The sequence below is a fragment of the Cronobacter muytjensii ATCC 51329 genome, from assembly GCF_001277195.1.
GTDB lineage: Bacteria > Pseudomonadota > Gammaproteobacteria > Enterobacterales > Enterobacteriaceae > Cronobacter > Cronobacter muytjensii.
Map to the genome: position 1 here is coordinate 2,924,922 of NZ_CP012268.1, position 17,179 is coordinate 2,942,100.

The window sequence follows — 17,179 nt, forward strand, 5'->3', positions numbered from 1 at the left end:
AACTGATTGTCAGAACTGGCGAATTATTCGCCGGATGCCTGCTGGGCTTCCGGTTTGCCATAAATAAGCAGCGGTTCGCTTTGGCCCGCGATTACGGACTCGTCAATAACCACTTTTTCAACGTCTTCCATGGACGGCAGATCGTACATGGTTTCCAGCAGCGCCGCTTCGACGATGGAGCGCAGACCACGCGCGCCGGTTTTACGCGACATCGCTTTTTTGGCGATGGCTTCCAGCGCTTCGTCGCGGAACTCCAGCTCTACGCCTTCGAGGTTAAACAGCGCCTGATACTGTTTGGTCAGGGCGTTTTTCGGCTCTTTGAGGATCTGGATCAGCGCATCTTCGCTCAGCTCATTTAGCGTGGCGACAACCGGCAGACGGCCAATGAATTCCGGGATCAGACCAAATTTGATCAGATCTTCCGGCTCGACCTGGGAGAGCAGCTCACCTTCGGTCGCCTTCTGCGATTTGCCTTTTACTGTCGCGCCAAAACCAATGCCGGAGCCGGTTTCTACACGATTCGCGATCACTTTATCGAGACCTGCGAACGCGCCGCCGCAGATAAAGAGAATTTTGGAGGTATCAACCTGCAAGAATTCCTGTTGCGGATGTTTGCGCCCGCCCTGCGGCGGTACGGCCGCCACGGTGCCTTCGATAAGCTTCAGCAGAGCCTGCTGTACGCCTTCGCCGGATACGTCGCGCGTGATGGACGGGTTATCGGATTTACGGGAGATTTTATCAATCTCATCAATATAAACGATGCCGCGCTGCGCTTTCTGGACGTCGTAGTCGCACTTTTGCAGCAGTTTCTGGATGATGTTTTCCACATCCTCGCCCACGTAACCGGCTTCGGTCAGCGTAGTGGCGTCAGCCATGGTAAACGGTACATCCAGCAGGCGCGCCAGCGTTTCCGCCAGCAAGGTTTTACCGCTACCGGTCGGGCCGATCAGCAGAATGTTACTTTTACCGAGTTCGACGCCGTTCGAGGTGTCGCCGTTGCGCAGACGTTTGTAGTGGTTATAGACCGCTACCGCCAGCACCTTTTTCGCCCTTTCCTGACCAATAACATAATCGTCAAGATGGCTACGGATTTCATGTGGCGTCGGCAGAGCGCTGCGTTCACGGTGCGGAGCCACTTCTTTAATCTCTTCGCGAATAATGTCGTTACATAAATCGACACACTCGTCGCAGATATACACGGACGGCCCGGCGATTAGCTTGCGCACTTCATGCTGGCTTTTGCCGCAAAAAGAGCAGTACAACAGTTTGCCTGAGCTGTCTTTGCGCTTATCTGTCATGAGTCAAAACCTCTTTTCTGTTCTTAGTGCCGCACGCGACAACGCCATGCTCGTACCAGCGCCTGCCGCCAGGATGCAAAGGGCCGCCTTTTTCTAGTATAGCGGCCCTCGCGTGGCGGGCATCAGTTACGGTGGGTCATGATGGAGTCAACCAGACCATACTCTACTGCTTCACCTGCAGAGAGGAAACGGTCGCGCTCTGTGTCTCTCTCGATTTGTTCAAGAGGCTGGCCCGTATGTTGCGCCATCAGTTCGTTCATGCGTGCTTTCACTTTCAGGATTTCGCGGGCGTGGATTTCGATATCCGTCGCCTGCCCCTGGTAGCCGCCCAGCGGCTGGTGGATCATTACGCGCGAGTTGGGCAGGCAGAAACGTTTACCTTTCGTGCCCGCAGTCAGCAGGAAAGCGCCCATTGACGCGGCCTGGCCCATACAAATGGTGCTAACGTCCGGCTGAATAAACTGCATGGTGTCGTAGATTGACATCCCGGCGGTGATTACCCCACCCGGCGAGTTAATGTAAAGATAGATGTCTTTCTCTGGGTTTTCCGCTTCCAGAAACAGCATCTGCGCGACAATCAGGTTGGCCATCTGGTCTTCGACCTGGCCGGTCAGAAAAATGATACGTTCCTTGAGCAGACGGGAGAAAATATCGTAAGAACGCTCGCCGCGCGAGGTCTGTTCAACAACCATCGGCACCAGAGCCATATGGGGTGCAAATTGATCACGTTCGTCACTGTATGACATATCCGTCTCCTGGATAAATATTCTGAGTAACCTGCTGTACTGATTCTACTTGAGACCGCTCAGGATGACTACGCTCCTGCCGGTAAACACCTTACGGACGGATTATCAGCCAGTCGTTCACTTTTTACTGTTTCATTAATGGGGATAATGATGCCCTGTTTCAAGCATAACAATCTTTTGCTGTTACGCTAACACCGAAACACCCCTTACCCGCCATTTCTGGGTAGGAAAAGTGACAAAAAAGCCCGTCACCCTGCGGTGACGGGCCCATATGCCTCGTCGTGGAACGATGAAAGGGCTTACGCCTGCTGATTCATCAGTTCCTGGAAAGAGGTCGGCTTCTCGGTCACTTTCGCTTTCGCCAGTACCGCTTCAACCGCCTGCTCTTCCAGCGCCACGTTGCGCATGTTGTCCATCAGCTCGTTGTTCTTGCTGTAGAACTCAATAACTTCTGACGGATCTTCATAAGCAGAAGCCATCTCTTCGATCAGCGCTTTCACGCGATCTTCGTCAGCTTTCAGCTCATGGGTACGAATGACTTCGCCCAGCAGCAGACCAACAACGACGCGACGTTTAGCCTGTTCTTCGAACAGTTCGCGCGGCAGTTCCAGAGCCTGTTTCTCATTACCGCCAAAACGCTGTGCGGCCTGGCGGCGCAGCACGTCGATTTCGCCGTCGATCAGCGCAGCCGGAACGTCGATGTTGTTCGCGTTCACCAGACCGTCGATAGCCTGAGACTTGATGCGGTTACGCACGGCGCCTTTCAGCTCGCGTTCCATGTTTTTACGTACTTCGGTACGCAGACCGGCAACGGAACCATCTTCAACGCCGAAACGTTTGATGAACTCTTCGGTCAGCTCCGGCAGTTCGCGCTCTTCAACTTTCTTCAGGTTGATAACGAACTTAGCAGCTTTACCTTTCAGGTTTTCCGCGTGGTATTCTTCCGGGAAGGTCACGTCGATGGTGAACTCTTCGCCTGCTTTGTGGCCTTTAATGCCTTCTTCAAAGCCCGGGATCATGCGGCCCTGACCCATCGCCAGTACGAAGTCGGTCGCTTTGCCGCCTTCAAACTCTTCGCCGTCTACAGAGCCGGTGAAGTCGATGGTTACGCGGTCTTCTGCGTCGGCAGCGCCGTCTTTATCTTTCCAGGTCGCCTGCTGCTTGCGCAGGGTGTCCAGCATGGTGTCTACGTCAGCGTCGGTGACTTCAACAACCGGTTTTTCCACTTCGATAGATTCCAGGCCCTGCAGCTCAACTTCCGGGTACACTTCGAACTCTACCGCGTAGGTGAAGTCTTCGCCCAGTTTGTATTCGCCCGGCACATAGTTCGGCGCGCCAGCCGGATTGATTTTTTCTTTGATGATAGCGTCAACGAAGTGACGGCTCATCAGATCGCCCAGCACATCCTGACGCACGGATGCGCCATAACGCTGAGCAACAACATTCATCGGTACTTTGCCTTTGCGAAAGCCGTCGATACGCACTTTCTTTGCCACGTTGACCAGCTCGCTTTTTACAGCGTTCTCGATGCTGTCAGCAGCGATAGTAATCGTTACACGGCGCCCAAGGCCCTGAGTGGTTTCAACTGAAACTTGCATCTTGTTACCTCAAAAAATCACAGTGCTCGGTCAACTCTGGAAGCCCTATGGTATTCGCTTCGCAGAACCGGGACGTCTTCTTTAGCAGAAACACTATCCCTGTCGCCAGAATCGTCCCGAAGACATTCCGAAAAATAAGACGCAGCATTATAGCGGCATCCCCTTGGGGAGTCGAGAAAAGCCAGCCGAGGCATTGCGGCACTTTTCACACTTCCCGGCAAATTTATGACTGAAAAGTGCACATAGCGTGCAAAATTCAGGCAAAACAAAAACGGCCACGCAGGCCGTTTCGTTTTATTACCGCTGGCGCAACATACTGGAAAAGCTCCCGCCGTTGCAACTGTGATTCATCAGGCCAGGGTGCCGGCCCCCCGACAAGCCGGAGAAGGCAGCACCGTATCCTGAAGCCCTTCCCACTCTTTCAGGGTATAGGTGTGCAGCGCCAGAGCATGCACCGTCGAGGCCAGTTCTTCGCTAAGAATGCCGTAAATGAGCCGGTGGCGATTGAGGAAACGCTCGCCGACGAAGCGATCGCTGACCAGCACGACTTTGAAATGACTTTCAGAGCCCGCCGGTACGTTATGACGATAGCTTTCATCCACTACATCCAGAAAGACAGGCTCAAAGGCTGCCTTCAGTTTTTCTTCAATCTGCTCGCGTATCATCATAAGACTCTCCTCGACAACGCTGCGATGGCAGCCATCACTTTAAAGGTTAGCCGCTTTTACCGTTTCCATTGTCAAAAAACAACACAATTTTAACTTTTGCCGCCGCTGCGCTTTATGGCACGCTCAGCGCCGGTCAGCGCGCTTATAACCGCAATTTCAGACGACGCCAGGCCAGACGGCGGTCATAAAAAAGACATTGCGTTATTTTCAGTCGACTGGCCTCTTCCCCTCGCGCATGGCGATGCTATGATGGCGGGAATTTTCTTCTTCATTGCCCATGGACCGTTGAGAGCCTGAACATGTTAAAAAAAGTACTCTTCCCGCTCGTTGCCCTTTTTATGCTGGCAGGTTGCGCGACCCCGCCGACGACGATTGAAGTCTCCCCTAAAATCACCCTGCCGCAGCAGGACCCGAGCCTGATGGGCGTGACCGTCAGCATTAACGGCGCGGATCAGCGTCAGGATCAGGCGCTGGCGAAAGTGACCCGCGACAACCAGCTGGTGACGCTGACCGCCTCGCGCGATCTGCGTTTCCTGCTTCAGGAAGTGCTGGAGAAACAGATGACCTCCCGCGGCTACATGATTGGCCCAAGCGGCGCGGTAGATTTGCAGATTATCGTTAACCAGCTCTATGCTGACGTCTCGCAGGGCAACGTGCGCTACAACATCGCCACTAAAGCGGACATCTCTATCATTGCGACCGCGAAAACGGGCAATAAGATGACCAAAAACTACCGCGCCAGTTATTCTGTGGAAGGCGCTTTCCAGGCGAGCAACAAAAATATCGCCGACGCGGTTAACTCCGTGCTGAGCGACACTATCGCCGATATGGCGCAGGACACCAGCATCCACGAGTTCATCAAACAGAACGCGCGTTAATCATCCTTGTTTTTAAAGGCCCGGTTCGCCGGGCCGCTTTTTTTACGGCCGCCCATGCACAGTCATTATTTACGCCTTTTTCAGCAGCCGAAATCCGCCATTTTACTGATCCTCGGCTTCGCCTCCGGCCTGCCGCTGGCGCTCACCTCCGGCACACTTCAGGCCTGGATGACGGTTGAGAATATCGACCTCAAAACCATCGGTTTTTTCTCGCTTGTCGGTCAGGCTTACGTCTTTAAATTTCTCTGGTCGCCGGTCATGGACCGCTATACGCCGCCGCTGCTCGGCAGGCGTCGCGGCTGGCTATTTATCACGCAACTGTTACTGCTGGTAGCTATCGCCGGGATGGGCTTTTTAGAGCCCTCGACGCATCTGCGCTGGATGGCGGCGCTGGCGGTGCTTATCGCGTTCTGTTCAGCCTCGCAGGATATCGTGTTCGACGCCTGGAAAACCGACGTGCTGCCCGCTGACGAACGCGGCTCGGGCGCGGCGATTAGCGTGCTTGGCTATCGGCTGGCGATGCTGGTCTCAGGCGGACTGGCGCTGTGGCTCGCAGACCGCTGGCTCGGCTGGCAGGCCACTTACTGGCTGATGGCAGCGCTTCTCATCCCCTGCCTTATCGCCACCTGGTTTGCGCCGGAGCCTGACGACGCCATCCCGGCCCCGCGCACTCTGGAGCAGGCCGTCGTTGCGCCGCTGCGCGATTTCTTCGGGCGTAACAACGCCTGGCTTATCCTGTTGCTGATTGTCCTTTATAAGCTTGGCGACGCGTTCGCCATGAGCCTGACCACCACCTTTCTTATTCGCGGCGTCGGCTTTGACGCCGCTCAGGTCGGCATGGTGAATAAAACGCTGGGGCTGCTCGCGACGATTATCGGCGCGCTCTACGGCGGGGTATTAATGCAGCGGCTGTCGCTGTTCCGCGCGCTGCTGATCTTCGGCATTTTACAGGCGGCGTCGAACGCCGGTTACTGGCTGCTGTCAGTGAGCGATAAAGATCTGCTGACCATGGCGGCCGCAGTTTTCTTTGAAAACCTGTGCGGCGGCATGGGCACCGCGGCGTTTGTGGCGCTGCTGATGACGCTGTGTAATAAGTCGTTTTCCGCCACCCAGTTTGCCCTGCTCTCCGCGCTGTCGGCTGTCGGGCGCGTCTATGTGGGCCCGGTGGCGGGCTGGTTTGTGGAAGCTTACGGCTGGCCGAGCTTTTATCTCTTCTCGGTAGTCGCGGCGGTGCCGGGTATTCTGCTGTTGCAGTTGTGCCGGGGCACACTGGAGTATACCCGTGAAACCGGCGCGTTTTTGCGCCGCCAGGCGTTCCCGGCGGGTTATCGTTTCGCGCTGCGTCTGCTGCTGATCGGTTGCGCGCTGCTCGGCGCCTGGCTTTTGGTGATTATCAGCAACGCGCTCGGCCTGAGCGCGTTAACCTTTGATGGGATGCTGCTTGAAGCCGGCGCGTTACTGGCGCTGGGGGGGATCGTGCTGGGCTGTTTGCTCGATTACCTGGCGCTACGTCGCGTCGCGGTGCGTTCAGAACCCTGATCTTATCGCCTCAATAAAAAGGCGGATAAACACGCTGTACAACTTCGTGCCGAAAGGAATTAAAAACAGGTTAATCACCCACGGCAGCTGACAAAGCAACTGAACAGGAAACCCGATCGGCCCGGAGATGATATCAATGGGCCAGCGCCACCACTGCCGCGCCCGCGGTCTCAGACACACCACCAGCACTCCCACGATAATCACGACCATATAAAGCACCGGCGTGATTTCGTGGCTTTTCTGATAGAACGCCACGGCATAGTGCGCAAAAAGCCCCACCGGGGCCGCCAGCAGCGTGACTGATAACAGCACATACCCAATACGGACGCCGATCCGTTGTCGGCTCCCCTCAGGATAGCGGTTCCAGAGCGCCGGGATACCGAACAGATAAGCCCCTACAATCGCACTCACAATCCCCACATCCACCGCCCTTACCTGAGGATCGACCGCCAGAAAACCCAGCACGCCGCCCCAAAAGAGCAGGCTTATGAAGAGATGCATCGACAGCGCCCGGCCTGGCGTATAGAGCAGTTCCATCATCACCGGGTTAATACGCTGCCATAAACCGGGCTGTTCGCCGCACATCGTCTGGACCTGCTGCCGGGCCTCGTCAAGAAATCCAGGCCACAGTCGCCCCCACCACGGCAGCGGCGCCTGCGGCTCGGTCATCAGTCGCCAGCGGGCTCGCCAGAGCCAGTTCGCCTGATGCTGCCCGCGCTCCACGATCATCCGGTAATCTTCTTCCGTGGTGGTGACGCGCGCGTCGAGCGCCTCCACCAGCCAGTCGGACAGCGCTGTGCTGCGGTAGCTCTCAAGCTCCCACCCCATTACCCTGCCGACATGCTCCAGCTGGCCTCGCGTGAGCCACTGTTCATCCGCCAGCGCTCCGGCCAGTTGCTCGCTGAAGTAGCGGCGCGCCGCCAGCGCATCCGGCAGCTCGGTTACCAGGTAAGTTTCCAGCAGCTGGCAGCCAGCCATCTCATCGGCGACGATAAAAGGCGACAGCCACTGCGCTTTCTCGCGAAGCTGCTGCGCATCCCAGCCGGGCTGCGACATGACATCCGGCTGCGGAGTCGTTTCCGTTTGCAGCCAGGCAGGGATATCACCGTCTGTGATAACGACAGGCGATTGCGCCTCGTCGCCGTCGGTTGCATCGTCCAGGTCTTCTTCTTCCTGGTAGCGTTGCGCCGCCTCGTAGGCTTCGCGCAGCCGCTGATACATTTGCGGGTCCTGATCCGGACGATGCTGCTTGACCACTTTCGCCCAGGCGCGGCGCAACGCGCTTTTGTCTTTGGTCGGCTCAAGGCCGAGAAGGCTCCAGGCATCCATTAGCGTAACCCGTCGTCAAACTGGGCGAGGATCTGCGCCAGCGACTGACGCGCGTCGGCGATCGCGCGCAGATCCTGGCTTTCCAGCGCCTGCTCAAACTGCGCGCTGTAGTGATCGATAAGATGACGCCGCTCGCCGAGCGTCTGTTCATAACGCAGGCTCGCCTGCGCCAGCAGTTGCCGGTTCTCCGTGCGGTCGCGCGGATGGATTTTCAACGCATTGAGCTGCGCCAGGCGCTGCTGGATCTCCTCCGGGCTGAGGCTGCCAGGCGCGCGTTCAATCACCAGCGACGCCACGTCCTCCTGACCGTCGATTTTACATTCCACTTCCAGAATGCCATCAAGGGTATAAGTGAAACGTACATCCACGGTCACTTCGTCCGCCGGGCGCGGTGGGATATCGAGCGTAAATTTGTCGAGCAGAATATTCTCGGCCACCCGGCGCGCCTCGCCCTGAAATACGGCGATTTCGAGCTGGCGCTGGTTGTCATAAACGGTCGCGATGGAGCGGAACATGCTGACCGGCACAAAGCTGTTGCGCTCGATAATCGGCAGAAAGTAGCCGCTCTCGAAGCGTTCGCCGTGACGGCGCGCCGTTTCGATGCCGAGCGAATAGGGCATTACATCCGTAAGTACAACGTCGTCGAGCGCCGCGTCGAGGCTTGCAAGCCCCGCCTGGATGCCCGCGCCCAGCGCCACCACTTCATCCGGGTTGAGCTCAGCGCGCGGGAAGCGGCCAAACATGCGCGCCGCCAGCTGGCGCACCACCGGCATGCGCGTGGCGCCGCCCACCAGGATAACATCGTCCAGATCGCCGATATCAAAACGGGCGTCGCGCAGCGCCTGGATAACGGGCTGTTTCAGCCGCGCCAGCAGCGGCTGGCAGATATCGGTGAGCGTGTCATTATCCAGCCGCCAGGTCATCTCCTGCCCGCCAGCGTGGAGCGTGGCTGTCGCCAGCGCCTGCTGCGTGAGCTGGTGTTTCAGGCCTTCGGCCTGCGCCGTCAGTTGCGCCTCTTCGAATGCGTCCGCCGGCTGGTAGTCAGGGTAACGCGACAGCATCCACTGGCGAATAACATCGGTAAAGTCATCGCCGCCGAGGCGCGCGTCGCCGCTACTGGCGCGTACTTCGATCACGCCTTCAAACATATCGACGATAGAGACGTCAAACGTGCCGCCGCCGAGGTCAAAAACAAGGAACTTTTGCTCACGGTTATCGGCAAGACCATAGGCAAGCGAGGCCGCTGTCGGTTCATTGACCAGACGCTCGACGTCAAGCCCCGCCAGGTGCCCGGCGGTTTTCACCGCTTTGCGCTGAATATCGTTAAACCAGGCCGGGACGGTAATGACCGCGCGTGTGATGGTCGACCCGAGCGCCACTTCAGCGTCGGTTTTCAGCTTGCGCAGCACCAGCGCCGAAAGCTCTTCCGCGCGAAAGCGATGCTCGCCGAGGGTAAACACTTTGTCGGTGCCCATGTAGCGTTTGAAGCTCGCGTGCGTGAGCGTCGGATGACTGACCAGGCGGGCTTTCGCCGCAGCGCCGACAATCAGATGTCCGTCATCGTCCAGGCCGACGACAGAAGGCGTCAGCACGCGCTTGTCACCATCGGCAATCAGCGTCGACTGCCCCCCGGTAAACCAGGCCACCGCGCTGTTAGACGTGCCTAAATCGATGCCTATCAGAGGCGTTACTGTTTCCATGCGTATCAATCCTTTACCCTGAATGATTGTTGTTTTATTGTTGCTTTTATCGCCAGAAAAAAAGCACAACCAGGAAAGCGTTCCAATTTACTGGTCAATAAAATAGCATTTGATTTGCTTAGATATATTTATCGAAATTTGGTAGCAGAGACTTTAAATAATTTCGTTTATCATTCTGTGCGACATTATTTTTAACGATTCAGCACCGTGAAAAATTATTTTCCCGCCGTTATTGTTTCTCATTTGAAACCGCCTTGTTAATTTATTGTATGTTATTTCCACCCCTATATACTCAATTCCCGTCTTGACCTTACTTTACATAGGATTTTGTTATAACCCTTGCCATGTGGCTGTCATGGCTTACATTTTACATTTTGTTGCATTGGCTGTGACGGTAGCGACAGAACCCGGTTACACCCCACAGACACTGCGCCATTCGTGTTTACAGTAATGTAACCTTCCCGTAAAATGCCCGGCACACTTTAACCGCCACCAGATCCCCCTGAATTGAGGTCGTTAAATGAGACTCAGGAAATACAATAAAAGTTTGGGACTGCTGTCATTATTCGCAGGCACTGTTTTACTCAGTGGCTGCGATGCTGCGCTTCTCAACCCCAAAGGACAGATTGGACTGGAGCAACGTTCACTGATACTGACCGCCCTCGGGCTGATGTTGATTGTCGTGATTCCAGCCATCGTGATGGCTATTGGCTTCGCCTGGAAATATCGGGCAACCAATAAGGACGCAAAATACAGCCCCAACTGGTCACACTCCAACAAAGTTGAAGCTGTTGTCTGGACCATCCCTATCCTTATCATCATTTTCCTTGCAGTACTGACATGGAAAACCACGCACTCGCTCGAACCCAGCCGTCCGCTGGCGCACGATGCGAAGCCGGTGACCATCGAAGTTATCGCAATGGACTGGAAGTGGTTCTTCATTTATCCGGAGCAGGGCATCGCGACGGTCAATGAAATCGCGTTCCCGGCGAACACGCCTGTGGAATTCAAAATCACCTCCAACTCGGTGATGAACTCCTTCTTTATTCCGCGCCTGGGTAGCCAGATCTACGCAATGGCAGGTATGCAGACCAAACTGCACCTGATTGCGAACGAAGCCGGCACCTACGACGGTATTTCTGCTAACTACAGTGGTGCAGGTTTCTCCGGCATGAAGTTCAAGGCAATCGCCACGCCGGATAACGAGACCTTCAACCAGTGGGTGGCCAAAGCGAAGCAGTCTGGCAAAACCATTAACGATATGGCGACCTATGACAAGCTGGCGGCCCCGAGCGAATACAACAAAGTCGAATACTTCTCCAGCGTAAAACCGAATTTGTTTAAAGACGTGATTAACAAATTCATGGGACCTGGGAAGAGCATGGACGTGACTCAGTCTGAAGGGGAGCACAACGCCCACGAAGGCATGGAAGGCATGGACATGAATCACGCGGAAACCTCTCACTAAGGGGCCGAGGAATAATACGATGTTCGGAAAACTTACACTGGATGCAATCCCGTACCATGAGCCGATTATCATGGTTACGGTGGCTGCCATTATCGTCGGGGGTCTGGCGCTAGTTGCAGCTATCACTTACTTCGGTAAGTGGTCTTATCTGTGGAACGAGTGGCTCACCTCTGTGGACCACAAACGTCTGGGGATTATGTATATCCTCGTGGCTATCGTGATGCTGGTTCGCGGCTTCGCGGACGCCATCATGATGCGTACCCAGCAATTGCTGGCGGCCTCCGGCGAAGCCGGGTTCCTGCCGCCGCATCACTACGACCAGATCTTTACCGCCCACGGCGTTATCATGATCTTCTTCGTGGCGATGCCGTTCGTTATCGGTCTGATGAACCTGGTGGTTCCGCTGCAGATCGGCGCGCGCGACGTGGCATATCCGTTCCTGAACAACCTGAGCTTCTGGTTCACGGTTGTCGGGGTAATCCTTGTGAACGTCTCTCTGGGCGTGGGCGAATTTGCTCAGACCGGCTGGGTGGCCTATCCGCCGCTCTCGGGTATTGAGTACAGTCCGGGCGTTGGGGTGGACTACTGGATCTGGAGTCTCCAGCTCTCCGGTATTGGTACGACATTGACCGGTATCAACTTCTTCGTGACCATCCTGAAGATGCGTGCGCCGGGCATGACCATGTTCAAAATGCCGGTATTCACCTGGGCGTCGCTGTGTACTAACGTCCTGATTATCGTCTCGTTCCCGATCCTGACCGTCACTATTGCGTTGCTAACCCTGGACCGCTATCTGGGCACCCATTTCTTTACCAATGATATGGGCGGCAACATGATGATGTACGTGAACCTGATCTGGGCCTGGGGCCATCCGGAAGTGTACATCCTGGTTCTGCCGGTGTTTGGTGTGTTCTCTGAAATCACCTCCACCTTCTCGAAGAAACGTCTGTTCGGTTACACCTCCCTCGTTTGGGCGACCATCGCGATTACCGTGCTGTCGTTCATCGTGTGGCTGCACCACTTCTTCACCATGGGTAGTGGCGCGAACGTTAACGCCTTCTTTGGTATCACCACGATGATTATCGCCATCCCGACCGGGGTGAAGATCTTCAACTGGCTGTTCACCATGTATCAGGGCCGTATTCAGTTCCACTCTTCCATGCTGTGGACTATCGGCTTCATCATCACCTTCTCTATCGGTGGTATGACTGGCGTACTGCTGGCGGTGCCGGGCGCAGACTTCGTACTGCACAACAGCCTGTTCCTGATTGCGCACTTCCATAACGTAATCATCGGTGGTGTGGTCTTCGGTTGCTTCGCCGGTATGAGCTACTGGTGGCCGAAAGCCTTCGGCTACAAGATGAACGAGACCTGGGGCATCCGCGCCTTCTGGTTCTGGATCATCGGCTTCTTCGTGACCTTTATGCCGCTGTACGCCATGGGCTTCATGGGTATGACGCGTCGCGTTAGCCAGAACATCGACCCGATGTTCCAGCCGCTGATGATTGTCGCTGAAATCGGCGCGCTGCTGATTGCCTGCGGTATCCTGTGCATCATCCTGCAGATCTACGTGAGTGTTCGCGACCGTCATCTGAACCGCGACCTGACTGGCGACCCGTGGGGCGGCCGTACGCTGGAGTGGGCGACTTCTTCTCCGCCGCCGTTCTACAACTTCGCGGTAGTACCGGAAATCCACGAGCGCGATGCGTTCTGGGAAATGAAAGACAAAGGTGAAGCTTACAAGCAGCCGGCGCACTATGAAGAAATTCATATGCCGCGCAACAGCGCAGCGGGTATTTTCATCGGCGCGTTCAGCACCATCTTTGGCTTCGCGATGATCTGGCACATCTGGTGGCTGGCTATCGTGGGCTTCGCGGGTATCGTTATTACCTGGATTGCGAAGAGCTTCGATGAAGACGTGGATTACTATGTACCGGTAGCCACCGTTGAGAAACTGGAAAACCAGCACTTCGAAGAAATCACCAAAGCAGGGCTGAAAAATGTCAACTGAGAGCATTAATCACGAACTTGCCCATGGCAGCCATGAGCATGGGCACCACGATGCAGGAGCGAACAAAGTGTTCGGCTTCTGGATCTACCTGATGAGCGACTGCATTCTGTTTGCATGTCTGTTTGCCACCTATGCCGTTCTTGTGAACGGCACGGCGGGGGGCCCGACCGGGAAAGACATTTTCGAACTGCCGTTTGTGCTGGTTGAAACTTTCCTGCTGTTGTTCTCCTCCATCACGTATGGCATGGCGATGATCGCCATGAACAACAACAAACAGAGCCAGGTGATGTCCTGGCTCGCCCTGACCTTCCTGTTTGGCGCAGGGTTCGTGGCGATGGAAATCTATGAATTCCATCATCTGATCGCAGAAGGCTTCGGCCCAGACAGAAGCGGCTTCCTGTCCGCCTTCTTCGCGCTGGTCGGCACCCACGGTCTCCACGTGACCTCTGGCCTTATCTGGATGGTTGTGATGATGATTCACGTCTCCCGCCGCGGTCTGACCCACAATAACCGCGCGCGCCTGATGTGCCTGAGCATGTTCTGGCACTTCCTGGACGTGGTGTGGATCTGCGTGTTCTCTGTAGTCTATCTGATGGGGGCGATGTAATGAGTCATTCAACCGATCACAACGGCGCTCATCACGGTGGCGTCAAGACGTACCTGATCGGGTTTATCCTGTCGGTTATTCTGACAGTAATCCCGTTCTGGATGGTCATGAATGGTTCCGCGTCTCACGGCACCCTGCTGGGTGTGGTAGTGGCAACCGCAGTCGTACAGATTCTGGTTCACCTGGTGTGCTTCCTGCACATGAACGCTTCCTCTGAGGAGCGCTGGAACCTGGTAGCCTTTGTCTTTACGTTGCTGATTATCGCGATAGTAGTGGTAGGCTCTATCTGGATTATGTGGAACCTGAATTACAACATGATGGTTCACTAAGAGCGGCGAGTATGATTAAGCAATACCTGCAAGTAACGAAACCAGGCATCATTTTCGGCAACCTGATATCGGTTATCGGGGGATTCCTGCTGGCTTCCAAAGGCAGCATCGACTATCCCCTGTTCCTTTTCACCCTCGTGGGGGTGTCGCTGGTCGTGGCGTCCGGTTGTGTGTTTAACAACTACATCGACCGTGATATTGACCGCAAAATGGAGCGCACCAAAAACCGTGTGCTGGTGAAGGGACTGATTTCACCGAAAATGTCGCTGGTGTACGCCACCTTGTTGGGTATTGCTGGCTTTATGCTGCTCTGGTTCGGTGCGAACCCGCTGGCGATGTGGCTGGCGGTCATGGGCTTTGTGGTGTATGTCGGGGTATATAGCCTCTACATGAAACGCCACTCGGTCTATGGCACGCTGATAGGCTCGCTGTCCGGCGCTGCGCCGCCGGTTATCGGCTACTGCGCGGTGACTAACGAGTTCGATACCGGCGCGTTGATCCTGCTTGCGATTTTCAGCCTGTGGCAGATGCCTCACTCCTACGCGATTGCGATTTTCCGCTTTAAGGATTATCAGGCCGCTAACATTCCGGTGCTGCCGGTGGTTAAAGGGATTTCTGTGGCCAAAAACCACATTACCCTTTACATCATCGCCTTCGCCGTGGCGACCCTGATGCTCTCGCTGGGCGGTTATGCCGGGTATAAATACCTGGTGGTGGCGGCAGCGGTCAGCGTCTGGTGGCTTGGCATGGCCCTGCGCGGCTACAAGGCTGAAAACGATAAAGTCTGGGCACGCAAACTGTTTGTGTTCTCGATTGTCGCTATCACCTCGCTGAGCGTGATGATGTCCGTGGACTTTATGGTGCCGGATTCACAGAGTCTGCTGACTTACGTCTGGTAAGTCACCGACACGAAAAAGGGTGCTACGGCACCCTTTTTTATTGCGCTCATCCGGGCCGATATTCATTGACAGCATGAATAGTTAACCCTTGAAATATTTTCTAAATAACCCGGCATTTACCCTCCCCTGCCCTCGCACTACACTAAGGCCTGCTTTTTATCTGAGGTGGTAATGAACGATAACAAAATGACACCAGTCGAGTTGCGCGCGACATGGGGTTTAGGGACGGTTTTTTCTTTGCGCATGCTCGGTATGTTTATGGTACTGCCGGTCATTACTACTTACGGAATGGCGTTACAGGGCGCCAGCGAAGCGCTGATTGGCCTCGCGATTGGTATTTACGGCCTCGCGCAGGCGATTTTCCAGGTGCCGTTTGGCCTGCTTTCTGACCGTATTGGTCGTAAACCGCTGATTGTCGGCGGTCTCGCGATTTTCGTTATCGGCAGCCTGGTCGCCGCGCTGACCGACTCCATCTGGGGCATTATTCTCGGGCGCGCGCTGCAAGGCTCCGGCGCTATCGCCGCCGCCGTTATGGCGCTGCTCTCCGATCTCACCCGCGAACAGAACCGTACCAAGGCGATGGCCTTTATCGGCGTCAGCTTCGGCGTGACGTTCGCCATCGCGATGGTGCTTGGCCCGATAATTACCCACGCGCTCGGCCTGCATGCGCTGTTCTGGATGATCGCGGTGCTCGCGACCGCGGGCATTCTCATCACGCTCTGGGTCGTGCCCGACAGCGACAGCCATGTGCTGAACCGTGACTCAGGCATGGTCAAAGGCTGTTTTCGCAAAGTGCTGGCCGAGCCGACGCTGCTGAAACTTAACTTCGGCATTATGTGCCTGCATATTCTCCTGATGTCGACCTTTGTCGCCCTGCCCGGCCAGCTGGAAGCCGCAGGTTACCCGGCGGCGGCGCACTGGAAAGTTTATCTGTGCACCATGCTGATTTCGTTCGTCTCGGTGGTGCCGTTCATTATTTATGCCGAAGCGAAGCGCAAAATGAAGCGCGTGTTTCTCCTCTGCGTGGCGCTGTTGCTTATCGCCGAAATCGTGCTGTGGGGCGCAGGTCCGCACTTCTGGGAGCTTATCGTCGGCGTACAGCTATTTTTCATCGCGTTTAATCTGATGGAGGCGATGCTGCCGTCGCTTATCAGCAAAGAGTCGCCGGCGGGCTATAAAGGCACCGCCATGGGCGTATACTCCACCAGCCAGTTTCTGGGTGTGGCCATCGGCGGCTCGCTGGGCGGCTGGGTCGATGGCCTGTTCGATTCCCAGACGGTCTTTCTGGTCGGCGCGCTGCTGGCGACCGTCTGGCTGCTGGTCAGCACCACGATGAAAGAGCCGCCGTATGTCAGCAGTATTCGCGTGGAAATTCCGCCTGGAGTGTCGGCAGATGAAACGCTCGCGCAGCGTTTGCGTGAGACTGCGGGCGTCAGCGAGGCGGTGGTAGTGCCTGATGAACGCAGCGCGTATCTGAAAATCGACACCAAAGTGACAAACCGCGTCGAGATAGAACAGCAGATCCGCCACGCTTAACCGTAGCCGCGACAATCAGACACAAAAAAGGGCGGATATTCCGCCCTTTTGATTTTTGCCCTTCCGCTCGCTTAGTCGCGGAAGTTATTGAACTGGAACGGTTGGCCGAGGTTGCCGCCGCGCACCAGCGCGATCGCCTGCTGGAGATCGTCGCGGGCTTTACCGGTTACGCGAACCTGCTCGCCCTGGATTTGTGCCTGGACTTTGAGCTTACTGTCTTTAATCAGCTTAACGATTTTCTTCGCCATCGCGGTGTCGATGCCCTGCTTGAGCTTCGCTTCCACGCTCCAGGTTTTCCCGCTGTGCTCAAACTCTTCCGGCACGTCGATGGAGCTGCCTTCGATGCCGCGTTTTAGCAGCTTCGCGCGCAGGATATCCAGCAGCTGATTGACCTGGAAATCTGATTCGCTCGTCACTTTAATGGTCTGGTTTTTTTCGTTCAGCTCAAAGCTTGCGGTCACGTTGCGGAAGTCGAAACGGGTTTCAAGTTCACGCGTGGCGTTCTCAACCGCGTTCTGCACTTCCCGCATTTCGACTTCAGAGACAATGTCAAAAGATGGCATGTTTTCTATC

At 55.7% G+C, this 17,179-nt stretch carries 15 protein-coding genes; 8 read left to right on the top strand and 7 right to left on the bottom strand.

Features of this window, described 5'->3' with window-relative positions; genetic code table 11:
* Nucleotides 1-23: 23 nt before the first annotated feature.
* From clpX to bolA, 4 genes are all read right to left on the bottom strand, one after another.
* A complete protein-coding gene (gene clpX / locus AFK63_RS13540) occupies nt 24-1,298 on the bottom strand; it encodes an ATP-dependent protease ATP-binding subunit ClpX (RefSeq protein ID WP_038864339.1) in 1,275 nt (424 codons plus the stop codon).
* 122 nt (nt 1,299-1,420) lie between these two features.
* Nucleotides 1,421-2,044, bottom strand: coding sequence for an ATP-dependent Clp endopeptidase proteolytic subunit ClpP (gene clpP / locus AFK63_RS13545; RefSeq protein ID WP_004387730.1), 624 nt, complete (start codon nt 2,042-2,044; stop codon nt 1,421-1,423).
* Between the two features lie 299 nt (nt 2,045-2,343).
* Complete coding sequence (tig, locus tag AFK63_RS13550; RefSeq protein ID WP_038864340.1) at nt 2,344-3,642, bottom strand: trigger factor; 1,299 nt, start codon at nt 3,640-3,642, stop codon at nt 2,344-2,346.
* A 350-nt stretch (nt 3,643-3,992) separates the two neighbouring features.
* Nucleotides 3,993-4,310 carry a transcriptional regulator BolA gene (gene bolA / locus AFK63_RS13555; protein ID WP_004387733.1) on the bottom strand — a complete coding sequence of 106 codons (318 nt, stop codon included), beginning with the start codon at nt 4,308-4,310 and terminating at the stop codon, nt 3,993-3,995.
* 299 nt (nt 4,311-4,609) lie between these two features.
* Between bolA and AFK63_RS13560 the strand changes: the two genes are divergently transcribed.
* On the top strand, nt 4,610-5,188 hold the full coding sequence (locus AFK63_RS13560) for a lipoprotein (RefSeq protein ID WP_004387734.1): 579 nt from the start codon (nt 4,610-4,612) through the stop codon (nt 5,186-5,188).
* Nucleotides 5,189-5,242: 54 nt separating this feature from the next.
* Nucleotides 5,243-6,727 (top strand): muropeptide MFS transporter AmpG, encoded by a 1,485-nt coding sequence (gene ampG / locus AFK63_RS13565; protein ID WP_038864341.1) that lies wholly within the window; start codon nt 5,243-5,245, stop codon nt 6,725-6,727.
* Here the strand turns inward: ampG and AFK63_RS13570 are convergent.
* Both AFK63_RS13570 and AFK63_RS13575 read right to left on the bottom strand, forming a co-directional pair.
* The gene (locus AFK63_RS13570; protein WP_038864342.1) at nt 6,716-8,056 is read right to left on the bottom strand and encodes a J domain-containing protein; all 1,341 of its coding nucleotides are present in this window, start codon (nt 8,054-8,056) and stop codon (nt 6,716-6,718) included. The genes ampG and AFK63_RS13570 overlap by 12 nt on opposite strands.
* Entirely contained in the window at nt 8,056-9,756 is a 1,701-nt protein-coding gene (locus AFK63_RS13575; protein ID WP_038864343.1) for a molecular chaperone HscC, read from the bottom strand. The genes AFK63_RS13570 and AFK63_RS13575 overlap by 1 nt, the downstream gene beginning before the upstream one ends.
* Nucleotides 9,757-10,276: 520 nt before the next feature.
* Here AFK63_RS13575 and cyoA point away from each other — a divergent pair.
* The 6 genes from cyoA (at nt 10,277) to AFK63_RS13605 (ending at nt 16,606) form a co-directional block, all read left to right on the top strand.
* Nucleotides 10,277-11,224: a cytochrome o ubiquinol oxidase subunit II gene (gene cyoA, locus AFK63_RS13580; protein ID WP_038864346.1), complete on the top strand. Its 948-nt coding sequence runs from the start codon at nt 10,277-10,279 to the stop codon at nt 11,222-11,224.
* Between the two features lie 19 nt (nt 11,225-11,243).
* On the top strand, nt 11,244-13,235 hold the full coding sequence (gene cyoB / locus AFK63_RS13585) for a cytochrome o ubiquinol oxidase subunit I (protein WP_038864347.1): 1,992 nt from the start codon (nt 11,244-11,246) through the stop codon (nt 13,233-13,235).
* On the top strand, nt 13,225-13,842 hold the full coding sequence (locus AFK63_RS13590; protein WP_038864348.1) for a cytochrome o ubiquinol oxidase subunit III: 618 nt from the start codon (nt 13,225-13,227) through the stop codon (nt 13,840-13,842). Before cyoB ends, AFK63_RS13590 begins: the two co-directional genes overlap by 11 nt.
* The gene (locus AFK63_RS13595) at nt 13,842-14,171 is read left to right on the top strand and encodes a cytochrome o ubiquinol oxidase subunit IV (protein ID WP_004387740.1); all 330 of its coding nucleotides are present in this window, start codon (nt 13,842-13,844) and stop codon (nt 14,169-14,171) included. The genes AFK63_RS13590 and AFK63_RS13595 overlap by 1 nt, the downstream gene beginning before the upstream one ends.
* A gap of 11 nt (nt 14,172-14,182) precedes the next feature.
* On the top strand, nt 14,183-15,070 hold the full coding sequence (cyoE, locus tag AFK63_RS13600) for a heme o synthase (RefSeq protein WP_038864350.1): 888 nt from the start codon (nt 14,183-14,185) through the stop codon (nt 15,068-15,070).
* A 171-nt stretch (nt 15,071-15,241) separates the two neighbouring features.
* The gene (locus tag AFK63_RS13605) at nt 15,242-16,606 is read left to right on the top strand and encodes an MFS transporter (RefSeq protein ID WP_038864351.1); all 1,365 of its coding nucleotides are present in this window, start codon (nt 15,242-15,244) and stop codon (nt 16,604-16,606) included.
* A gap of 71 nt (nt 16,607-16,677) precedes the next feature.
* Here the strand turns inward: AFK63_RS13605 and AFK63_RS13610 are convergent, their stop codons facing one another.
* Nucleotides 16,678-17,169 (bottom strand): YajQ family cyclic di-GMP-binding protein, encoded by a 492-nt coding sequence (locus AFK63_RS13610; RefSeq protein ID WP_007720350.1) that lies wholly within the window; start codon nt 17,167-17,169, stop codon nt 16,678-16,680.
* Between the last annotated feature and the right edge of the window lie 10 nt (nt 17,170-17,179).